The organism is Campylobacter sp. RM12654, from assembly GCF_020137585.1.
Lineage (GTDB): Bacteria > Campylobacterota > Campylobacteria > Campylobacterales > Campylobacteraceae > Campylobacter_E.
Genome location: NZ_JACGAR010000025.1, coordinates 1 through 22,418 on the forward strand (window position 1 = coordinate 1; position 22,418 = coordinate 22,418).

Genomic DNA, 22,418 nt, shown 5'->3' on the forward strand with positions numbered 1-22,418 from the left:
AGTAACATTAGAAGTATCCCAAGTATTTATGCCGCTAAAATCTTTTCTATTAGAGTTTAGAAATAATTCGCTCATATCTGTGATTAAACTTGTGTCTAAATAGCTTAAATCAATATTTTGATTTAATACAAAATCAATTAATTCGCTTTTGTCTTTAACTAAAATTTTCATTAGCTTCCTTTAATGTTTATTTTTAGTTTAGCATATTGATAGTCCTGATTATGTCCATATAAAATATTTTTAAAAGAATTTGAACTAGGAATTTCAATTATGAAATTCCTATTAGTTTTGATTATTTTTTAAACCATAAGCCCCAAGTTAAACCTACTAGTTTTTCAATACCTTTTACCCCAAGACCTACTTTTTTAGAGTTTGAAATATCTCTAGTTACTGATGTTTTACTTAAAACTTTATCTTTAAAAATACCTTTTGATTTTTTATATGTATAGCTTCCCACTTCTTCAATAACTCTATTTTCAACATAAGTAACAGGGTCTTTTTTAGTAGCTATAAAAGAGCCTATTGTAAAAGCTGTTTTAACTGGTTTACTTGTCGCTATTTTTGGAGCTGCTTTTGCAACTTTTATTGTAGTTTTTAAAGTTTTTCCTAATATTCCCATATTTTCTCCTTTAATTATTTTTCAAATACTTCAGCTATTGCATTTTTTAGTTTTGTAAATTCTGTTTTTAGTCTTTTTAGATTTTCATCTTGTTTGCTAAAGTCAAATGTTTCTTGCATTTTTTCTAATTTTTTTAGCACCTTTTCATCGCTAAAGCCGTTTTCTAATAAATCAAGCGATATATCTTTTAGAGCTTTTTTGTTTTTTGATTTGTTATTTTTATTATCAGTTATAGCTGTTTTATACATATTTTCTACGATTTCTAGCTCTGAAATTAGGTTGTCTTTTATAGTAGAATTAATATTTGGTCGTTTTAAAAAATTATGTAATGATTGTTTTTCATTAGCAATTTCTATTTTTTGCAATGAACTATAAGCACTTATCCCACTATAATCTAAGCCATATTCATCTAAAACATCAGCTACATTTGCTAAGATTTTTTCTATATCACTTTTAGTTTTTAAATCAGCTTTGTTTAATACTATGAAAAGCTCTTTATTATCTAATTCAAGTTCATCTAAAAAGTCTAAATCACTCTTAGGAATAGTCCCATTTGCATCAAGTCCTATTAGCCATATTAAAGCACTTGCATTTTTTAAATAATCTTTAGCTGTGTTTAAATCTTCACTTGTGTAATCACTTGCTGAGCTTGATGGATTATAGCCTGGTGTATCTATAAAGCAAATATTATCAAACTTTAGTTTAGTACCTAATACCATATAAGGCATTATTTGTTTAAGATTAAAGCCAAATGAGTTTATAAACTTATGTGATAGTTTTTTATACATATTACTATCTATTTCATTTAGATTTATACTTGCGCTTTGGTTATTGCAAGCTAATATCATAGGCTCATCTTTATTTATTACATAAGTAGGAATTGCTGTAGTTGGCTCTATTCCTATAGGAAGTTTTACTTCATTATCGTTTATAAATGAGCTTATGAACTCACTTTTACCTGCACTAAAGCCACCGCCAACTGCAATGATATTTTTAGTAAATATATCAGGGTAGCTTGAAATGATTTCAAGCTTTTTTTCTATGGTTTGAAGTTTTATTATAGCTTCTGCTTCGTTTGATAGCGATTCTTCATAATTTGCAAACTCTAAAAAGTCATTGTTTAAAAGTTCGTGATAATTCATTAGACCTTTGTTTTTAATCTTGGCGTTTAAAAGTTTTGAGATAAGCTTATTTTGTAGCTTGATTTCTTCTGTATTGAGATTTTTAATAATCTGCTCTCTTAACTCTAATTCTTTGTCGTTTAACTCGTGCTTTAAAGCTTTCATATTCTTTTTTAATTTTTGATATGAACTTAATTTTTTCTTTGCCATTTTATTCTCCTAATTTTTTGATTTCTTTTAATATTGTTTCTTTTGTTTTGATTGCTGCTTCTTTGTTTTCTATATCTAAAGCTAGTTTGTTTAGTTCTTTTTGACAACTTAAAAAGATTTCGCCACTTAAATCCTTATTCTGCAAATGTTTTAGTATATTAGTGATGAAATTATTTATATCACTAATTACATTTGCTTCTAGGCTATCTAGGTAGTTTTTTACTTCTGCTACATAGTTTTTGCCTTCGCTATCGCTTAATCTTCCGCTACGATTTAGTGAGCTTGGCATTTTGCTTGAGTATGATATATCAGGGGTTTTTATAGAACTTATAACTTTATTTATAGCCTTTGCTATGATGATTTCATCTATAAATTCTCTATCCATATTTTCTCTTAAAGTTTGCATTACGATTTTGCTTAGATTTTTCTTCCATGAGTTTAGATATTCATTAGCTTTTAGACTGATTAACTCTTCAAGTTTATTTGTAAGTGCTATTAAGCCACTATGAATAGTCCCTGCCATTACATTTGTAGTAGTAATGGTTCTGTATTTTGTAACTGGGTATTCTTCATAATCATATTCATAACTTCCCCAACTAAAAGGGTTATACCATTTGCTTGTGCTTCTTTTTACTCTTCTTGTTTCATAATCTGTATATCTTTCTTCTTTAGTCTCTGTACTTACGCTATCATCTACATTTTCGTTTTCTTTAGAAAAATACGCTTTAGCTGTGTTTTGAAGGTGTTTTTTGATTTTTTCATCAATTTCGTTTATATGCTCTTTGTATCTTTTACTAAGCTCTTTTGATGCTACTTCTTTTGCTTTGGCTAATTCTTGTTCTTGTTTTTTGAGTGAGCCTAAATCCATATCTTTTAAAGATTTTAAATCATTTGAAATTAGCTTTTCTAATTCTTTTATAAAATCGTTAAAATCGTTTGTTTTAGCACTTATAAACTCATTTGATTTTTTGTTTAACAATTCATCTTTTAGTTCTTTTACATAGTTTAGTTTTTCTTTGACTAATTCTATATTTGCTAATTTTTTTAGATTTTCTTTAGTATTTTTCTCGTTAAAATAATTAGGATAATTCATTCTTAAAAGGTTCATCACATGCTCTTCATTCTCATCTAATGAGCCTAGATGATTTAGTATAGAATAAGCCATCCCTGATGAAGTAATCACTTCATTTTTGCTTAAATTTTGCCATAAAGCTTTTGCATATTCGCATTTTTTTTCTTGCTCTTCGCAGTAGTCTTTTAATTGTTTTGTAAAGCTGGTTTTAAGCTTATCTAAGGCTAGGTCTAAATCTTCATTGGTTTCAGTTTTTAATGAGCCATAAAGTTGCTCATCCATTTTAGACGCTATTACAAATAGCTCATTTACTCCGTCTTTATTGCCTAATCTATCCATTAAATTAGTATCTTCTTGGTTTAGAAACTGCCCTGATGGAGATACTATAAACACCACATCGCATTTATGTAAAAGCTCTTTTGTCCTTGCTTCACGAGATACTATTGGGTCATTTACGCCTGGGGTGTCAATGATTTGGATATTTTTTAAGCTTTCTTCGTTGAGCTTTAAGGTAACTGATTTTGTATAGGGCATAAACCTACCATTAGCCCCAACATATTCTAAAAGCTCTTTATTTAATTCGTTTATATTGTTTGCTTTGATGGTTACAAATTCATCTTTTAGTTTTAGTGGATTTGCTTTAATTCTTTCAAATTGATCATAGCTTGAGCTTAGGATAAGATTATCGTTTAGCTCTCTTTTTGCTGATTTTTCGGCTTTTTCTTCTATATCTTTTATATCTTCTTTGCTTAATTTAGCATCTAGTTTTTTCTCTTTTCTCTCTTTTAGCTCCATAAATTTTATATCTTTTAATCTATTTAGCTCTTTTATATATTGAGAATGCTGATTTTCAATCTCATTAATATCGGCTTGTTTATAAAGTTCAACGATAGCACTTAAATTCTCATCGTATTCAATCATAGTAAGTGCTGCTGTCATAGGTGTAGCAGCCTTAGGTAATACATCAGCTCCATTAAAGACTAAAGCATTTAATAACGAGCTTTTACCAGCTTTTACACGCCCAACTATTCCTATTTTTAATAATCTTTGGCTATTTTTTAACTCTTCTAAATACTTTTCTAATTCCCCACTTTTTACTATTGCAAACTCATCTTTTAGACTTGTTATTGTGCTTGTTTGTAAATCATCGTATTTTAAGACTAATTCTTCTAAATTTTTTGTTTTAGCTAAAATCTGCATTTTTTACTCCTTGAAATATTTGTTTTCTAATTCTTGTGTTTTGTTTATTAGTTTGTTTAAATAATTAATCTGATTATCTAGCACTTCTTTTGTTTTGCTTAGTGTCTCTAGGTCTTTTTGCGTTCTTTCTTTTTCTTCTTTCATACTTTCATCAAAAGCTTGTGCTATTACCTTACTAAGCTCTTCTACTTGGGTTTTAAAAAGATTTGGGACTATATTAGATAGTTCAGTTCCTACTTTAGCCATTACTTCTTCTTTAAATTTACTCTTAGCTCTTTCTTCGGCTTCTTCCCTAGCTCTTCTTGCTTCTTCTCTAGCTTCACGCTCAGCTTCTTTATTGCCTCCACCTAAAAAACCTAATAATCCACTTAAAATATTTGTTGCTATATTAATTATAGGAATATGCTTAAATACTGAAAGAATATTTATACCAAGGACAGCTATATCTTTTATAAAGCCTGTATCAGCATTGATTTTGCCTATTTGGATATTTTCTACTTGTATATCTATGCCACGAGCAATGGTTTTGATACTATCTAAATCAAAACTTTTTATATTATTGTTTAAGGTTAGATTTCCTAGGTCTATTTCAAATTCTTTTACTATGCTTTCTCTGATTTTTAGTAAAGACTTGTTTATTTCAGCGGATAATACTACTTCAATCATATTACTTAAATCATTTGAAATATCAGCACCATTTATAGCTCTATTTGCTAGATGGTTTAAGTCATTATGAATTGTTGTTTTTGTGTTTTGTATTATACGACCTACTTCATTAGCTCCGTATTTTTGATATCCTAATTCGCTTAAGGTTTGTTTTGTGCTATTTATTTTATTTGTTATTGCTGCAAAATCTTTTAATTTTTCTTCAAAATCTTTTTGATTTAATTGTAAATTTATTAGACTATTTTTGCTTATATTTCTAATGCTTTTATTAAATATTTTTAATTCTTCATAGAATATATTTTTAAATATTTTTTCACTATCAATGCTTTTTAATGCTTTTAATAATTCATTACCGCTACTATCTCCTAGGCATATTATTTCCTTATCATAGTCGTATTCTTCTAAAAGCTCTAGGATTTGCTCTTTTACTTTTTCTATGGTGCTTGGGGTTGCTAGATTTGTCTTGCTTAAACAAAATGTAAAATCTCTATTATGCTCTGTAATGTTGTTGATTTCACTTTTGATATCTTTTTGTATTGTTCCATCACTAACTGGATTTAAGATTATAAAATAAGCACCTTTATAAAGATAATTAATTATGGCTTTATTGTGATAATTATTTCTAGCAGCAAAGCCTGGCATATCAACTAAAACCAATGGTTCAATATCTTTTAATCTTTTATTATTTAAAAAAACTTGAATATATTTATAATTACTATTGCTTGTAGCTAGAGAGCTTAACTCGTTTATATTTAAAGTGATTTTTTGGTTGTTTTCATCTATTGCTATGATTTTTTCATCTTCATTAAATCTTAGCTCAGTTGCAAGTGCTGTTGTAGGCTCTATCTTAGTCGGTAAAATCCCCCCCCCATAGATACAGAATTATCTAAAAAATTATTAATCAATGTACTCTTACCCGCACTAAAAGCACCTACTACTGGGATTATTAGCTCGGTTGAATTAATTCTTGATTTTAATTCATTAATTTTTGAGAAGATTTCTTTATCTTCAACTACTAATTTTAGTTCATCTAAAAATGACAAAAATTGATTTTTGATTTCTAACATTGTTTTCCTTTCATAAAATTTGCTTTGATTGTATCATAAAGATATGCTGAAAAGTGTCCATTTAATTTTTTTTTAAAAAAATATATGGAATTTTATCGTGCTAATGAATATTTTTAATATAATCTTAAAAATTTAAAGGACATTTATGAATAAAAATATTTTAGATAGCTTAGATTTATCAGATAAGCAGAGTTTTGCTGATGGGCTAAAGGCGTTAATTGAGCAAACTTATGTAGTAGAGAATGAATACAAGGCTTTAAAGACTTCTTATGATAGTTTAATGTTAATGATAAATGAAATCATTGAGATTTTACCAAGTGCTATTTGGGTTTTGGATGAAAATCAAAATCTAGTAGTGAAAAATAAATTAGCAAGTGATGAATTATTCAGGCAAATTGACCTTAATAAAGAGCATTATGAATTAGAATTTTTAAATAATTTTTATCAAATCAAATCTATAAAATACGCTGATAAGCACCTAATAATGGCTACAAATATTACTAAAGAAAAGCGAGATGAAAGGCTTGTTTCTATGGGTCAAGTAGCGGCTAATTTAGCTCACGAGATTAGAAATCCAATAGGCTCTGTTTCGCTTTTAGCAGGGGTGCTTTTTAGTAAGGTTGAGCTTAAAAATAAACATATTGTAATGCAAATGCAAGATGCGATTAAAAGGGTTGAGAGAATAATTGAGAGCACTTTACTTTTTACTCGTGGGTTTAAGCTAAATAAATATGAGTTCAATTTGCAAGAATTTGAAAACGAATGCCAAAATGTCTTTAATACCTATAATAATAGTGATGAGATAATTCTAAGCGAATGCACTTTTGCTCCATTAATAATTAGTGCTGATAAGTCTTTAATAAGCTTAGTTTTAAGTAATTTAATCTATAACGCAATTGATGCTTGTGAAGAAAATGGCACTATCAAAGTCAAAGGAGAAATTATAAATAATATATATAAAATTAGTGTTTTTGATAGTGGCGAAAAGATAGCAAATCTTACTAATCTTTTTGAAGCATTCAATACAACCAAATTAAAAGGCAATGGCTTAGGCTTAGCATTATGCAAACAAATCTGCAACGCTCACAATGCAAACATATACTATTGCAACGAGCCTAAGAGCTTTTGCGTGGAATTTAAATTAGATATTTAATAATTCATTTATTATTAAATATCTTAATTATTTCATCTAAATAATCATTTATCCCATCTTCTAAACTATAAATTGGTCTATATGAAAAACTATCATCTAGCTTTGCTTCAGTATGAAATTGATAAGCGTTGGTGTAAGGATTTGGGATATATGTTTTTTGCAATCTTTCTTTTAAAATTCCACGCTTTATTAATAAATCCTGCAAAATATCTACAATACTCTCAAAACTCCTAGCCTTGCCACTACCTACATTATAAACTCCACCATTAGCATTCATTGCAGCGATATTTGCATTTGTAACATCTTTTATATATACAAAATCTCTAAAGATTTTATCACTTCCAACGAAAAGTTTAGGAGAGTTGTTATTTAGGATTTGTAAAGCAAATTGTAAAATCATAGAAGCGGTTGTATCTTTATAAAATTCATTTTTACCATAAACATTGAAATATCTAAGCTCCACTGCTCCTGTATCTTTAGCGATTTTATCCATAGTTAGTTTTGAAAAAGCATAAGGATTTTTAGGTATTTCATTAAGCCCTACGGTTTGTGGGCTTGGTGCATCTCCATATACACTAGCACTACTTGCGTAAATTAATTTTGCATTGTGTTTTTTAGCTAGAGCTATAATTTTATAAAAAGTATTAATATTACTTTTAAATACTATTTCTTCATCATAAACGGTAGTATCAGAAATAGCAGCAAAATGATAAATCACATTAGGAGCAAAACTATCAATCATTGCATAAAACTCATCATTTAATAAATTAGCTGAATATATTAAGCCATCAAATTCTAAAAGATTTTTATAAGTTCCAAAATATTTTCTTTTATTGTTTGAAAATCTTTCATTATTATCAAAATTATCAATTACTAAAACTTTATGATTTTTACATAATTCATTTGCTAGATTTGAGCCTATAAATCCAGCTCCACCTGTTATTACTATATTCATATTTATCCTTTATTTGCTTTTTTGAGCGTTTGTTTTAGCGTCTTTTATAAAGTTTAAAAACTCGTTTATTTTATCGTAATTATCAAATGATACTTGTTTTTTAATAAGCATTTTTACTAATTTTTCATTTGCCAAATACTCATCATCCATCTCTTGTGCTTTTTGCACCAAAGCTCTTAGCATAATTTCTTCATTCATAAAAACTCCTAATAAATAGCACTAATTCTATCAATATCATCCCAAGTAAGTGAGTTATTTTTATAATTTAGCATTCTATGAACATATCTTGCCAAAATATCAGTTTCTACATTTACTAAATCATTGATTTTATATGAATTAAATAAAGTATCTTTTAAAGTAATATCAATTATTGTAAGTCTTATAGAATTGTTTAAAACTTCATTGATAGTAAGGCTTACTCCATCAATTGCGATGCTACCTTTATTACACACAAAAGGCATTAATTTTTCATCAAGACTTATATAAAAATCTATCCCACTAGCAAGCTTATTTATCTTAATGATTTTACCAAGCCCATCAATATGCCCACTTAAAATATGCCCATCAATCCTATCTCCTACTTGCATTGCTAATTCAGTATGCACTTTTTCACCTACTTTAAAAGGTTTGATTATTTTTTGAGTTTCACTACTAAGATTTAGACTAAAGCCGTCATTATGAGTTTTTATCACACTAAGACAAGCTCCATTAGTTGCTACACTATCTCCTATGTTTGGTTTTAGTTTTGAAATTAATCTTAATTCATTATTTGAATAGTTTTTTATAAAGCCACATTCTCTTATTAAACCATTAAACATTTTTATCCTTTACAATAAGCTTAGTGTATTATAAAAAAAAGGATTAATGATGTATGATATTATAGTAATTGGTGCTGGTCATGCTGGTGTTGAAGCAGCACACGCAAGTGCTAAAATAGGTAAAAAAACACTACTTCTTACGATTTTAAACGATAGAATTGGAGCAACTTCTTGCAATCCTGCAATAGGCGGACTTGCAAAAGGGCATTTAGTAAAAGAAATAGCCGCACTTGGTGGAATTATGCCAAAGATTACTGATTTAAGTGCGATTAATTACAAGACTTTAAATGAGAGCAAAGGTGCAGCTGTTCGTGGAACTAGAGCTCAAATAGATATGGATGAATACAATAAAAATGCTAAAAATATATTATTAAATATGCCTAATTTAGACATTTCTCAAGAAATGGTTACAGAGCTTTTAGTAAAAGATAATGAAGCTTATGGAGTAAAAACAGAGCTTAATAAAACTTATGAAGCTAAGAAAATAATTTTATGCAGCGGGACATTTTTAAATGGTTTAATTCATGTAGGTTTAAGCAAGATAAAAAGTGGTCGTGTAGGAGAGCTTAGTGCTAGTGAGTTAGGCGATAATTTAGCTGCTTTAGGGCTTAATCGTGGAAGGCTTAAAACTGGAACTTGTCCTAGAATTGCAGCAAGTAGTATTGATTTTAGCGTATTAGAAACTCAAGAAAGCGATTTAAATACTAAAGGATTTAGCTTAGAATTTACTTCTCATACATTGCCGCAACTTCCTTGCTATATAGCGCATACAAATACAACAACTCATGATATTATCCGTTCAAATTTTGATAAAGCTCCTATGTTTACAGGACAAATTAAAGGAGTTGGCCCTAGATATTGTCCTAGTATAGAAGATAAAATCAATCGTTTTGCGGATAAAGAAAGTCATCATTTATTTATTGAGCCACAGACAAAAGAAGCTACAGAATACTATATAAATGGTTTTTCAACTTCTTTACCATTTGAAGTTCAACATTCAATGATACGCTCGGTTAAAGGCTTTGAAAATGCTAAAATCACAAGACACGGCTATGCAATAGAATATGATTATTTTGACCCACTTGATTTGTTTCATACTTTAGAAAGTAAAATTATTAAAAACTTCTATCTAGCAGGTCAAGTAAATGGGACAACTGGTTATGAAGAAGCAGCAGCTCAAGGGCTTATGGCAGCTATAAATGCAAGTTTGGCAATTGATAATAAAGATGGGCTTGTGTTACGCCGTGATGAAGGATATATTGGTGTTTTAATTGATGATTTAGTTACGAAAGGCACAAAAGAGCCTTATAGAATGTTTACAAGTAGGGCTGAGTTTAGATTATTACTTCGTGAAAGCAATGCAATCACAAGGCTTAATAAATACGCTTATGAGTGTGGTTTAAGAGATGAAAATAGCTTTAAATACTATGAAAATCAAATAAATGATATTAAAAAAGGTTTAGAGTTTTTATGTGAAAGCAGGGTTGTTCCTTCAAATTCTTTCAATGAATTATTAGCAAGTATTAATGAAGAGCCGATTTCTCAACCAACAACTCTTCAAAAAATTATAGCTCGTAGCACTATAACAAAGGAAAAAATGCTTTCTTTAGCACCAAGTTTGGCTAATTTAAATGATTTTGTTTTAGATGAAATTTTACTTGATGCAAAATATTATCATTATGTAAAATTACAAGATGAAAGTATTCAAAATCAAGCGAATTTGATTAAGATTAAAATTCCAAATGATTTTACTTATCGTGGAATTAGTGGGCTTAGTAATGAAGTCGTAGAAAAACTTGAAAAAAATAAGCCTGATAATTTGTTTGATGCAAGTAGAATTAGTGGAATTACTCCAGCTGCAATTGATATTCTTCAAATTTATATTAAATTAAAGGCTAAGAATTGATTAGACATTTAAGTAAGTTTAAGAAATTTTATTCTTTTATAGTTTTATCAATTTTAATGATTGTTTTTTCATTTTTTATAACTATAAAAGAAGTAGGTATCATCACAAGGCTAGATAATTTAACTCACGATATGTTTTTTAGAATTAATGCTTATTTTAATCATAATATTAAAGGTGATAGTAGAATTGCTATAGTTGATATTGATGAAAAAAGCTTAGCTAGTCTTGGGCAATGGCCTTGGGATAGAGATATTCTTGCTTGTTTGGTGTATAAATTAAATGCTGCTAGTGTAGTAGGATTTGATATTTATTTTGCAGAAAGCGATAAGCGTGGAGAAATTACTAAAAAGATGAATGATACGGAGTTTAATTCTTTAAACATTCCAAAATATCATTTTTGCCAACGCACTCAAGACACTGATAAAGCTTTTGCAATGGCACTTTCAAAGACAAATAGTATTTTAGCCTATGCTATAAACTTAGGCTCTTATATAAACGATACGGAAAAAAAATTAGCCCCATTAAGTAATCAAAGTATAGCTGAAGATAATATTGATTATTCATTGCTTGAACATGGCAAAAATATTACAGCAAGTATAGAAGAATTAAGTGATAATGCTTATGCAAATGGATTTGTTAATTCATATTCACATTTAGATAATGTAATTAGAAATGCCTTTATGATGATTTATTATGATGATGGTGAGTTTAAACAACTCTTGCCAAGTCTTAGTCTTGCAATGTATGCAAAATATCTAGGAATTGATGATATTAAAGCAATTGGGGATAATTTTAAAGATATACATTTAGTATTAGGAGATAAGGATAGCTTTGTAGTGAATGCTCACGCATTGCTTGGTTTATATTTTAAAGGAAAATCTCCGCATTATGATTATATTAGTGCTATTGATGTTTTAGATGGGACTATTAGTAAAGAGTTCTTTAAAGATAAAATAGTTTTAATTGGAACTAGCGTTGTAGGGCTTAATGATATTAGAAGTAATCCATTAGATGAAAACCTACCAGGTGTTGAAATCCACGCAAATGCGATAGATAATTTATTAAATGATGAATACCTAACAACCCCAAAATATTCATCTGAAATACTTTTAATTTCTTTATTATTAATAATTGCTCTTAGTGTTTCTTTTATGTATTTTAAAAGCATAATTTTACAAGTTTTATGGCATTTAATACTTTTAGCAACTATTATTTTAGGGCATTATTATTTTATAATTAGCAAGAAGTATTTACTTCATACATTTGAACTTATTTTGGTTTTAGCTATTATGGGAGTAATTGGGATATTAATTAACTTCTTTTTAGAAAGCAGACAAAAAGAATTTATAAAAGCTAAGCTAGAAAAAAAGGTTTCAAAAAGAGTAGCAGAGCAATTAATTAATACAGATAGCAATGTATTTAGCACAAGCAAAAGAGAAATATCAGTATTTTTTAGTGATATTAGAGATTTTACTACGATTAGTGAGAATATGGATGCTTCTGATTTGGTTAATTTTTTAAATAAATATATGACCCCTATGAGTGATATTATTTTTAAATACAATGGAACGGTTGATAAATATATAGGCGATGCTGTTATGGCGTATTTTAATGCTCCAAATGATTTAGAAAATCACGCTGATTGTGCTTTACAAGCTGCAATTGAGCAAATAAAAGCCTTAAAGCTTTTAAACGAAGATTGGGGCAAAAAAGGACTTCCTTATATAAATATAGGTATAGGAATTAATACAGGTGAATGTATTGTAGGGGAGATGGGAAGCCTTTCAAGAAGTGATTATACTTGCATAGGAGATGGGGTAAATACCGCAAGTAGGGTAGAAAGCTCTTGTAAAAACTATAAGGCAAATATCTTAATCTCTCATAACACTTTAGCAGCCTTAAAAGACGCTAGTATATATGAATTAGAATTAGTTGATGAATTAAAGCTAAAAGGTAAAGATGAAGCTACTAAATTATATAAATGCAGTGGCTTTAAAGGAGAGAAATTAACTTTATGGCGTGAATAATTAGGAATTTAATTTCTAATTATTCTTTTACATAGTAAGTGCAAGTATTTGCATATACTTTTTTTAATTCATTATGACTTGGAACTAAATCAGCATGTCCAGCGAAAAACATTCCGCCATCATTGAGATTTTTAACAAAATTATCAACCAAGCGGTATTTGTATTCTTCATTAAAATAAATCATCATATTTCTTGAAAGTATCACATCAAATTTACCTAATTCTAAAAATTTCTTATCAAATACATTCACAACTTCAAACTTAGCATTAGAAAAATATTGGCTTTTTATCACATATTCATCATTGTCTTGGTCAAAGTATTTTTTGATTAGATTATCATTTAGATTATATAATGAGCGTTTTGAATATCTTCTAGCTCTTGCTTTTTGAATAATTTCAGCATTTATATCTATTCCTAAGATTGAAAGATTAGTAATCCCTGCTTCATTTGCTAGCATTAGTATTGAATATACTTCTTCTCCACTTGAGCTTGGAGCGCATAAAATTCTTCTTTTGCTAGGTTCTGCTCTTAAGATATAAATTAATTCATTAAGTTGTTTTAGTTCTCTATAAAAATAAGTTTCACAAACCGTTATTAAGTCAAATAATTCTTGTCTAATAGGAAGGTTTAAATCCATTTTATTAGTTAATTGAGAAAAAGAGCTTAAATTATTATTAGTGCAAAATTTGATTAATTTTGGTCTTATTGTTGTTTTTTTAACTTCTAAATCAATTCCACAAACTTGTCTAATTTTCAATAAAAGCATATCAAATTCATAATTATCATCGTGGAATTTAAACTCTTCTTTTTGTTGATTTTCTACATCTTTTTTATTTGATAAAAAACTAAACATAAAACCTACCTTTGAATGAAATTTACAATTTCTTTTTTTATATCTTCAATGTCAAGTTGTAAAAGATTATTATTTAATTCATAAGCTCTTTTTGGCATTCCATAAACTATGCAAGATTTTTCACTCTCGCCTATACACTTAGCACCTTTTTTGTATAGTTCAAATAAGCCTTTAGCACCATCATCTCCAATCCCTGTTAATAATATTGCTAGTATTTCATAGTCTTTTGTAAGTTTTGAAGCACTATTAAACAATAAATCTACATTAGGACAAAATGGAAAAACTCCATTATTAAAATTAGCCCTTAGATTTGAAAATAACTCCGTATTGTATTGACAAATATATATTTTTTTATCATCTAAAAAACAAGGATTTTCTAATAACGCAACATCGCTTAAACATTCTTTATCAAGTTGATGTGCGTAACTTGGTAAAAAATTTGCTTGCATATGTTGAGCAATAACTATTGTTGTATTTACAAGTTTTAAATCTTGAATTAAATACTTAATCTGACTAGGACCACCTGTGCTAGCACCTATTAAAATTACTTTTCGCATCCATAATTCCTTATATAAAATAACCAATAAAAAGCACCTATTATAAAGCAACTTCCAATTAATATTGTAATATAAAAAGTGCCAACTTTATTATCAAATAACCAACCAGTTAGTAAAGTAATTGCTAATGAAAAGCTCATATAAATCATATCAACATAAGCAATCACTCTGCCATAATATTCTTTATCACAATTGTTTTGAATTGCTGTATAAGTATAAGACCATATCGTGCTAGTAAAAAATCCAGCAAATATTAAACCTATAAAAGATACCCAGAAATTAAATTGAAGTAAAGCCCAAGTAATAATCCCTAAGCCTTGCAAAATAAAAAAATAAAATAATCTTTTGTGATTTACGACTTTACTTAAAATTAAAGGTCCAACCACTAAAGATAAAGCTCTAATTGCATTACTAAGTCCAATTATTAAACCTGTGCTTAGAATTTCTTTTAGAAAATATACTTTATTTAAATAATCATATCCAGCTAAAAAATTAATCAAAGCATCATAAGCTGTAAATCCTATAAAGGCGTGTAATAATATTAAATGTAATATTTTTTTATTTCCTAGTAAATAAAACAAACCTTCTTTAGCCATTTTTGTGATATTTTTGAAATAAAATTTTTCATTTTTTACTTCTATTTTTATAAAAAATAATAATGTAATTCCAATTAAAAATAAAAAGCAATCAAGCAAAAAGGCATTATAAACCCCAAAATAATGTATAAACATACCAGCAACTGCCATTCCTGTAGTGTATGAAATAGCCCAAACTACTGAAAATAACTCATTTGCTAGCTTTAATCTGTCTTTATCAAAAATATGTGGCAATAAACTCATTTCAGTTTGAAAATATAAACTTGCAACCGCAAGTCTTATAAAAATTAGTAAAAATAGTATAAAAATATAACTAGCGTCTTTTATAAAAATTAGTAAAAATACTGAAAATAATTCAATGATAATTGATAATAATAAAAGTTTTTTAGACTTAAAACTATCAATTATAATTCCACTAATTGGCGCCATTAAAATAGTAGGCAAAAATGCAAATACAGCAGAAAAAGATATAGCCCATTTTTTCATACTTTCGTGATTTATTTCAGAGCCTAAAATATTCCAACTAAACTCGCTAAAATCAAACTCAATTAGCATAGTATAAACACCAATTTGTGAAAACCAAGCCCCAAAATAAGTTATGAATTGAACTAGGATAAGAATTTTAAAAGTCTTACTATATTTTAATAATTCAAGATAATTTTTCAATTTATTTCTCCAGCATAACAACAGCCATTGCAATCCCTGCATCGTGGCTAATACTAAGATGAGCTGATTTTACTCCAAATTTATTAAAAATTTTTTCACTAAATAAAATACTAGGTCTATTTTGATTATTTTTTATAATTTCTATATCCATAAAAGAGCAATCTTTACTAATTCCACAGCCTAAAGCTTTGCTAGCTGCTTCTTTTGCTGCGTAATAACCTGCAATAGAATTTGAATTAGAACTTAGAGTTTTTAATTCGTTTTCGGTAAGGATTTTTTTTAAGAATTTAATTTGAGATTTAGCTAGAATTTTCTCAACTCTAGCAATCTCAACAATATCACAACCAATCATCAAGTAATCACAAAATCAGTAAAATAAATATTTTTGATAAAGCCATCATTTAATACTTCATTAATTTTATTGATAATTTCTTCTTTTAATCTTTCTTTGCCTTTTCCTGTGCTTATTTCTTCTACACTTTTTGAGCTTAGAGTTTCTATTATTTTATCTTTAATAATAGGTATTTTTTTATCAAGTTCTGGTGTTAGTGTTTCTATATTTTGCTCTAATTCAATTTTGCATTTTAAATATTTAGTCCCACTATCACTTACTAAATTCACGGTAAAGCCATCTAATGGATAAATAACACCAACATCAGCTGACATTTCATTCTTTTTCTTAGCAGGTTTTTTCTCAACTTGCTCGGTTTTTACACTTTCATCAGCCTTTTCTTCATCGCCACTTCCCATTAATAAAAATATAACTAAACCGCCTATGATTAATACAACAAGTAATAAAACGGTTACTAAAATTAAAACCAAACTAGAACCTTTTGATTTTGGTGCTACAACTTCTTCGTTTTCTGCCATTTATTAACCTTTTTTGATAAATATTTTAAAAATTAAGATTTTAGCAAAAATAAATTAAAGAAGGGATAAAATGAAAAAAATACTAGCTATTTTGATAGTAATAATTATAGGCATATTTAGTTTTGCATATTTTAGCAATGATGAAACTAATAATAATTTTAGAATTATTAAACCAAAAAGAATGGATTTATCAATTAATGTTGAAGCAGTAGGCAAGGCTTATTCTCCTTCTTTGGTAAATGTTGCGACTTTAGCAAATGGAGAAATTAAAGAATTTCGTGTAAAGCTAGGAGATAAGCTTAAAAAAGGCGATATTATTGCTATTTTAGATGATGAAAAAGCTAAGAATGATTTGGCTATAGAAAAAAGTAAATTAATTAGTTTAAATGATGAAGAAGAAGCAGCTAGAGTATATTTAAACGAATTATATGTAAAACTTCAAACTCAAGAAAAGTTATTAAGTAAGGGTGCTAGCTCTAAAGAAAATTATTTAAACGCAAAAACTAATTATTACAACGCAAAAGCAAAACTTAGCTCAATAAAAGCTCAAATAATTCAAACAAATGCAAATATTTCTACTATGCAAGAAAGTTTAGATGAAACAATAGTAAAAGCTCCTATTGATGGTAGCGTAATAGGTGTTTATGCTAGTTTAGGTCAGACAATTAACTCAAAGCAAAGCTCACCAACACTAATTAAATTAGCTAATTTAGATGAGATGGAAGTTAGAATGCAAATAGCACAAAATGATGTTAGCTTATTAAAAGTAGGGCAAAAAATCACATATACTCCATTAAGTGATGGGGCTAGCACTAAAGAAGCTAGTATAAATAGTATTGATAGTGCTGATGTTAGTGTTATTGATAATGCTACTTCAAGTGGGGCTGTTTATTATTATGCTAGATATTTTGTAAATAATAACCCTGAATTAAAAATAGGAATAGATGTTCAAAATACCATAGAAATTGATAAGGTAGTAAATGCTTTAACTTTACCTATTAATTATATTAATAAAGACAATAAAGGCTATTTTGTAAATATTAAAGATAATAGCGAGATAGGCTATAAAAAAGCATATATAACCTTAGGTAAGAGCGATAATTTTAATATAGAAATTACAAGTGGCTTAAATGATGATGATGAAGTGGTAATAACTAATGATAAAGATAAGCAATCTAAATAAATTTTATGGCTCAACTCAAGTATTAAAAGATATAAATATTGAGATAAAAAAAGGCGAGTTTGTAATATTATTAGGCAAAAGTGGTTCAGGAAAAAGCACCTTGCTTAATATGATAGGCTTAATTGATGAGCCAAGTAGCGGAGAATATATATTTTATGATAAGAATTTGTATTCTTTAAATAGTGAAGAAAAATCAGCCTTTAGAAGAGATAATTTAGGTTTTATATTTCAAAGATACAATTTAATGTCCTTACAAAGTGTATTAGAAAATGTAATAATGGGAGCTTTATATGCTAAGAAAAACAAACAAACTAGCATTCAAAAAGCTAAAAAATTATTAGAAAAATTAGAACTTAGCGAACATACTCATAAAAAAGCAGCACATTTAAGTGGTGGTCAGCAACAGCGTGTAAGTGTGGCAAGAGCACTTATAAATGATGCAAATTTTATATTAGCAGATGAGCCAACAGGAGCGCTTGATAGTGCAAATGGAATAAAGCTTATGCAAATTCTAAAGGAGCTAAATGAAAACGGAGTTGGGGTTATTTTAGTAACTCACGATGAGAGTTTATGTAAATACGCAACTAGAATTATTAAAATGAAAGATGGAGTTATCATTAGCGATGAAAATGTCAAAGAATTTAAAACAAGCAATTTAAATGAAGATAATTTAAATAAAGCTAATTTTAAAGATAGATTTATAGCTAGTTTTAGCTTTTTTTCTCAAAATGTAAAACTTGCATTAAATAATCTAATCACAAATAAATTAAGGTCGTTTCTTACTATGCTAGGGCTTATAATCGCTACTGCTTCAGTAATTTCAACAATAGCTTTAGGAAATGGTGGGAAAGCTGATATTTTAGAAGAGATAAAATCACTTGGGACAAATACAATTATAGTTCATAAAGGCTCAAGATTTGGAGATAGAAATGCAGGTAGGATTAAGGATTTAACATACCAAGATTTAGAGCTTATTAAAAGGCTTGATTTTGTAAAAGAAGTTGGGGTTGAGAGTGGTTTAAGTGGTGCTTATATTACTTATTTAAAAAACGAAGTAGATACTGATGCTACAGGAGTTTTTGCGAATTTTTTACAAATTAGTGCTAAGGAAATGAAAGAAGGTAGATTTTTTACCGAGCAAGAAGAACAAGACGCTAAGAATGTATGTGTAATTAGTGAGAATTTAGCTAAAACTTTATTTAAAATAGAAAGTCCATTAAATAAAATAATATATCTAAAAGGTCAGCCATTAAGAGTAATTGGGGTTCTTAAAAAAGATAAAAATGAGCGAGATGGTTTTGATATTAGAGTTTATGTTCCAAATAGCACAATTAGCAATAAATTTGATGGTAATAAACATATTAGGCGTATTGTTGTATTGCTTAAAGATGATGTAAATAGTGAATTAGCTGATAATAGTATTAAACAGATTTTAGAGATTAAAAAGGGTGCTAATTCAATTTTGACCTTTAATCAAGACGCTATTAAAAAAAGTATAGAAAGCACTACAAATACACTTAGTTTAATGATTTTTGGCATTGCATTTATTGCTATGATTGTTGGCGGAATTGGTGTTATGAATATTATGCTTGTCGTTGTAAAAGAGCGAACGAAAGAAATAGGGGTAAAACTTGCAATCGGAGCAAGTCCATCTTATATTAGCACGGGGTTTTTGATTGAATCGGTTGTGCTTTGTAGCGTAGCTGCTAGTATTGGTGTAATGATTGCTTTAATGCTTGTTTATGGCATTAATTTACTTGATGCTCCTATTAAAATGATAGTTGATTTTGATGCTATTATGTTAGGGTTTTTAAGTAGCACTTTAGTTGGCTTATTTTTTGGATATTTTCCTGCTAAACAAGCTAGTAAGCTAATCCCTGCAGTTGCTTTAACTGATGATTGATTAATTTGGAAAAACTTAAATTAATAAAGTTTTTCCTTTTTATTTTATATAAAATCATAAGCAACTAATGAATGTGTAGTTTTAAATAATTTTAGGAATTTATAAAATTTAAGGACTAAATTAATATATTAAAATCCTAATTTAAATTCTAAAATATTTCACACTACTAATTAACCTTATTATAAATTTTTATTTTTTATCTTTTACAAGAATTTAATTTAGGAATTTAAGATATTTTCAAAGTATTTAACATAAAACACAAGATAAATTTAATAATTATTTTTAAATTTATATTTGATATAATTAATCTTATTTTTTATTAAGGCTAAATATGCAAGTAAATCACAAAAAATATTTAAAAATCATTTTAAAAAAAGTAATAGCTTTTATCTTTACTATATTTTTTCTTATTATCGGAAGTTTTTATGCAATTATAAGCGAAGTTCAAAAAGAAACTTTTGACATACAATATAGCAAAAATCCAGAAGCTTCTGCTAAATTTGCAAATGCAATGGAATATAGAATTATTATTGAATCATTACATAAATATTTGAATTATGATAATTTTATAATGATATTTCTTATAAATCAAATGAATGATAAATTTAAAGAAGGTAAAGAGCTTTTACCAAAAGATAGCATAGAAGACATTTTATGGTGGATGATTTTAAATAGAAATATGTTTTTTAAAAGTGATGATTTATCGTATGCTAAGTATGTTACAAATACTTATAAAGATGAATTTTTTAATGAGATTTATTCAATGATCGAACGCTTACCATATGGAAAAAATTATTTTGATAATATTGAACTAAACCAAAATCGCTTTGCAACCATGTTAAGGCTTGTTTCAATATATACAGATTTAGATATTGATAGATTTATATATTATTTAAAAGAAGAATCAAATAAACATGATGAAATATATAAGCATTTAGACATGGCTTATAAAAGATACTTTGATTCGCAAAAGTCAAAGGAATATTTTTATTATATATATATAAATACAGTGATTATGCTTCATGCTAAAGACATATATTTAAATTTACAAGGTGATGAAAATGGAAAAATGATTGAACCAGCAATAATCCCACAAGATTTATGTTATAAAAAAGATATATTTGAAATATACGATAATTTTCAAAAAATTATTGATTATGTAAAAACTACAAAAAATTATTCTAGTTCTTTATCTGGAACAAGTTTAGAAATATTAGGAGTTTTAGAAAATTCCTGCCCTAATGAAAAAGAATTAAGAAAAAAAATACAAGCAGAGATTGATGAAATTAATAAAAATAAAAAAGGAGTTGTAAATGCTAAATGAAGATTATTAAATTCTAAAATATTTTACACCACTAATTAACCTTATTATAAATTTTTAGTTTTTATAGTTTTAAAAGAATTTGAATTATGAATTTGAAATTAAATAAAAAATATTTTTTAATATTATTTATTATAAAAAGTAACATATATTAATAATTTTATGGATTTTTATTTTTATTTCATATAATTAATCTTATTAAAAATAAAGGATAAATTTGAATATAGACAATTTAAAAGATTATAAAATAAAAAACGATTATTTATATAGCTTAGAGCTTATTAGATTTATTATTGAAATTTTTTGACTTTTATTGCGTTTTATACACTTTATAAAAGTATAGATAACTTAATCATGCTATATAATAGACCAACACCAAGAATGTCGGATTTATGGTGGATAAAAAGGATGGATGAAGCAATACTTCATAGTATATTTTTTATTATATTCTTTTTAAACCTTAGACAAATAAAAAGACTTAGATTTGTTAAAAATAATGATTTTTATATTAGCGTAGATAATGAAAAGATATATTTTGAAACATATACAATAGATAAAGAAGGTCTTTTTGGTATAGCAAAAAGTTACAAAAAAGTAAGCGAAACGATAAATAAAAGTGATATAGTTTTTAGATTGCAATCTAAGCGACCTGCTTTAGCTTATTCATATATATTTGATAAAGATTCTTTTAATACTAAAGAAATGGAAGGAAAAAGTTTGAGCTATAAGCTAGATTACCCACTAGGTAAAATAATATTCTTTCCTGTGTTTTTTGCACTTTGTATATTAGATATTTTATCAAGCTATTTAGCACTATTTTTCTTAAATGGTAAAAACTTAAAAACTTACACAATATATCAAACTAAAACCAAGCTAGTTTCATTGCCTTTTGTTGATGATTTATCGGTTTATTTTTTATACACAGAGTTTAGACAAAAGTATTCTGCAATGAGTAAAGGTGGCTATGAAATGGAAGCAAAAGAAGAAGCACAACCACTAGGCGAAAAATATATAGCAAAACAACAAAAGAAAATTGAAAAGATTTTAAGTGAAAAGATAATAAATGTTTGATTTTAGCAAAAGAGATTTTAGTGATTATATTAATTAAACTTTTGTTATCTATATTTTAAAAGAATTTGGATTAGGAATTTGAAATTAAATCAAAAAATATTTTTTAATATTATTTATTACGAAAAGTAACATAATTTTAATAATTATTTTTAAAGGTAGGATATGAATGAGTTTTTAATATATCTAGCATATTTTTTAGATAATTTACATGATTTAGCTGGTGGGATTATTAGTATTTTAATTCCTATAATTTATGTGCCATTCCTTACCTATCCTATGCTTTTTGCCCTTACATTTTTTATAGGATTAAAGCTCTATCCTAGATTTATAACAGCTTTATATATTTTATTTTTTTATTTGGTTTTAAGTGCTAAAAGCAATAATCCTGATTTTGCTCTAAATACATTGATTTTTCAAATAATTTTTCCTTTTATATTGTGTTTTCCTATTATACTAATCTATAAATTTATAATGAAACAAAATCAAAAATTTATTAAAGTTACCTTTTATTTTTTCTCATTTTTAATGATTGCTTTTCACGGAATATTATTAATAAGTCATTTTAATTTACAGCAAATTCCAAG

At 27.3% G+C, this 22,418-nt stretch carries 21 protein-coding genes; 8 read left to right on the top strand and 13 right to left on the bottom strand.

Going from position 1 to position 22,418, the window contains the following annotated elements; all coding sequences use genetic code 11:
- Window positions 1–292 precede the first annotated feature (292 nt).
- Genes AVBRAN12654_RS07880 through AVBRAN12654_RS07900 form a run of 5 tightly spaced genes read right to left on the bottom strand, consistent with a single transcriptional unit; the run spans window position 293 to window position 5,955 of the window.
- Window positions 293–619: a hypothetical protein gene (locus AVBRAN12654_RS07880; RefSeq protein ID WP_336608203.1), complete on the bottom strand. Its 327-nt coding sequence runs from the start codon at window positions 617–619 to the stop codon at window positions 293–295.
- 14 nt (window positions 620–633) lie between these two features.
- Window positions 634–1,950, bottom strand: a complete 1,317-nt coding sequence (locus tag AVBRAN12654_RS07885; protein WP_336614254.1) for a dynamin family protein — start codon at window positions 1,948–1,950, stop codon at window positions 634–636.
- A gap of 1 nt (window position 1,951) precedes the next feature.
- A complete protein-coding gene (locus AVBRAN12654_RS07890; RefSeq protein WP_336614255.1) occupies window positions 1,952–4,222 on the bottom strand; it encodes a dynamin family protein in 2,271 nt (756 codons plus the stop codon).
- A gap of 3 nt (window positions 4,223–4,225) precedes the next feature.
- Window positions 4,226–5,764 (bottom strand): dynamin family protein, encoded by a 1,539-nt coding sequence (locus tag AVBRAN12654_RS07895; RefSeq protein WP_336614263.1) that lies wholly within the window; start codon window positions 5,762–5,764, stop codon window positions 4,226–4,228.
- Window positions 5,731–5,955 (bottom strand): hypothetical protein, encoded by a 225-nt coding sequence (locus tag AVBRAN12654_RS07900; RefSeq protein WP_267525288.1) that lies wholly within the window; start codon window positions 5,953–5,955, stop codon window positions 5,731–5,733. The genes AVBRAN12654_RS07895 and AVBRAN12654_RS07900 overlap by 34 nt, the downstream gene beginning before the upstream one ends.
- 145 nt (window positions 5,956–6,100) lie before the next feature.
- Between AVBRAN12654_RS07900 and AVBRAN12654_RS07905 the strand changes: the two genes are divergently transcribed.
- The gene (locus AVBRAN12654_RS07905; protein ID WP_214150156.1) at window positions 6,101–7,108 is read left to right on the top strand and encodes a sensor histidine kinase; all 1,008 of its coding nucleotides are present in this window, start codon (window positions 6,101–6,103) and stop codon (window positions 7,106–7,108) included.
- A gap of 4 nt (window positions 7,109–7,112) precedes the next feature.
- Here the strand turns inward: AVBRAN12654_RS07905 and AVBRAN12654_RS07910 are convergent, their stop codons facing one another.
- Genes AVBRAN12654_RS07910 through AVBRAN12654_RS07920 form a run of 3 tightly spaced genes read right to left on the bottom strand, consistent with a single transcriptional unit; the run spans window position 7,113 to window position 8,881 of the window.
- Window positions 7,113–8,063 (bottom strand): NAD-dependent epimerase/dehydratase family protein, encoded by a 951-nt coding sequence (locus AVBRAN12654_RS07910; RefSeq protein ID WP_336614256.1) that lies wholly within the window; start codon window positions 8,061–8,063, stop codon window positions 7,113–7,115.
- Between the two features lie 9 nt (window positions 8,064–8,072).
- The gene (locus AVBRAN12654_RS07915) at window positions 8,073–8,261 is read right to left on the bottom strand and encodes a hypothetical protein (RefSeq protein ID WP_214120047.1); all 189 of its coding nucleotides are present in this window, start codon (window positions 8,259–8,261) and stop codon (window positions 8,073–8,075) included.
- Between the two features lie 8 nt (window positions 8,262–8,269).
- On the bottom strand, window positions 8,270–8,881 hold the full coding sequence (locus AVBRAN12654_RS07920) for a riboflavin synthase (protein ID WP_214116726.1): 612 nt from the start codon (window positions 8,879–8,881) through the stop codon (window positions 8,270–8,272).
- A 49-nt stretch (window positions 8,882–8,930) separates the two neighbouring features.
- On the opposite strand from AVBRAN12654_RS07920, the gene mnmG reads away from it, so the two are divergent.
- On the top strand, window positions 8,931–10,787 hold the full coding sequence (mnmG, locus tag AVBRAN12654_RS07925; RefSeq protein ID WP_336614257.1) for a tRNA uridine-5-carboxymethylaminomethyl(34) synthesis enzyme MnmG: 1,857 nt from the start codon (window positions 8,931–8,933) through the stop codon (window positions 10,785–10,787).
- A complete protein-coding gene (locus tag AVBRAN12654_RS07930) occupies window positions 10,784–12,814 on the top strand; it encodes a CHASE2 domain-containing protein (protein ID WP_336614258.1) in 2,031 nt (676 codons plus the stop codon). The genes mnmG and AVBRAN12654_RS07930 overlap by 4 nt, the downstream gene beginning before the upstream one ends.
- Before the next feature lie 19 nt (window positions 12,815–12,833).
- Here AVBRAN12654_RS07930 and AVBRAN12654_RS07935 read toward each other — a convergent pair whose 3' ends face one another.
- From AVBRAN12654_RS07935 to fliL, 5 genes are read right to left on the bottom strand one after another with little or no spacing between them, the layout of a single operon-like run.
- A complete protein-coding gene (locus AVBRAN12654_RS07935; protein ID WP_336608206.1) occupies window positions 12,834–13,667 on the bottom strand; it encodes a CheR family methyltransferase in 834 nt (277 codons plus the stop codon).
- 5 nt (window positions 13,668–13,672) lie between these two features.
- The gene (locus AVBRAN12654_RS07940) at window positions 13,673–14,224 is read right to left on the bottom strand and encodes a CheB methylesterase domain-containing protein (protein ID WP_214120045.1); all 552 of its coding nucleotides are present in this window, start codon (window positions 14,222–14,224) and stop codon (window positions 13,673–13,675) included.
- Window positions 14,212–15,486: an MFS transporter gene (locus tag AVBRAN12654_RS07945; RefSeq protein WP_239802719.1), complete on the bottom strand. Its 1,275-nt coding sequence runs from the start codon at window positions 15,484–15,486 to the stop codon at window positions 14,212–14,214. Before AVBRAN12654_RS07945 ends, AVBRAN12654_RS07940 begins: the two co-directional genes overlap by 13 nt.
- 1 nt (window position 15,487) lies before the next feature.
- A complete protein-coding gene (gene acpS / locus AVBRAN12654_RS07950; RefSeq protein ID WP_214116738.1) occupies window positions 15,488–15,838 on the bottom strand; it encodes a holo-ACP synthase in 351 nt (116 codons plus the stop codon).
- Complete coding sequence (gene fliL, locus AVBRAN12654_RS07955) at window positions 15,838–16,356, bottom strand: flagellar basal body-associated protein FliL (RefSeq protein ID WP_214116740.1); 519 nt, start codon at window positions 16,354–16,356, stop codon at window positions 15,838–15,840. The genes acpS and fliL overlap by 1 nt, the downstream gene beginning before the upstream one ends.
- A 70-nt stretch (window positions 16,357–16,426) precedes the next feature.
- On the opposite strand from fliL, the gene AVBRAN12654_RS07960 reads away from it, so the two are divergent.
- The 5 genes from AVBRAN12654_RS07960 to AVBRAN12654_RS07980 form a co-directional block, all read left to right on the top strand.
- Complete coding sequence (locus tag AVBRAN12654_RS07960; protein ID WP_214120043.1) at window positions 16,427–17,539, top strand: efflux RND transporter periplasmic adaptor subunit; 1,113 nt, start codon at window positions 16,427–16,429, stop codon at window positions 17,537–17,539.
- Window positions 17,514–19,442 (top strand): ABC transporter permease, encoded by a 1,929-nt coding sequence (locus tag AVBRAN12654_RS07965; RefSeq protein WP_336614259.1) that lies wholly within the window; start codon window positions 17,514–17,516, stop codon window positions 19,440–19,442. Before AVBRAN12654_RS07960 ends, AVBRAN12654_RS07965 begins: the two co-directional genes overlap by 26 nt.
- A 331-nt stretch (window positions 19,443–19,773) precedes the next feature.
- Window positions 19,774–20,766, top strand: a complete 993-nt coding sequence (locus tag AVBRAN12654_RS07970; RefSeq protein ID WP_336614260.1) for a hypothetical protein — start codon at window positions 19,774–19,776, stop codon at window positions 20,764–20,766.
- A 351-nt stretch (window positions 20,767–21,117) separates the two neighbouring features.
- Window positions 21,118–21,834, top strand: a complete 717-nt coding sequence (locus AVBRAN12654_RS07975) for a hypothetical protein (RefSeq protein WP_336614261.1) — start codon at window positions 21,118–21,120, stop codon at window positions 21,832–21,834.
- 162 nt (window positions 21,835–21,996) lie between these two features.
- Window positions 21,997–22,418 (top strand): hypothetical protein (locus AVBRAN12654_RS07980; protein ID WP_336614262.1); only part of this gene is annotated, 422 nt, incomplete at its 3' end.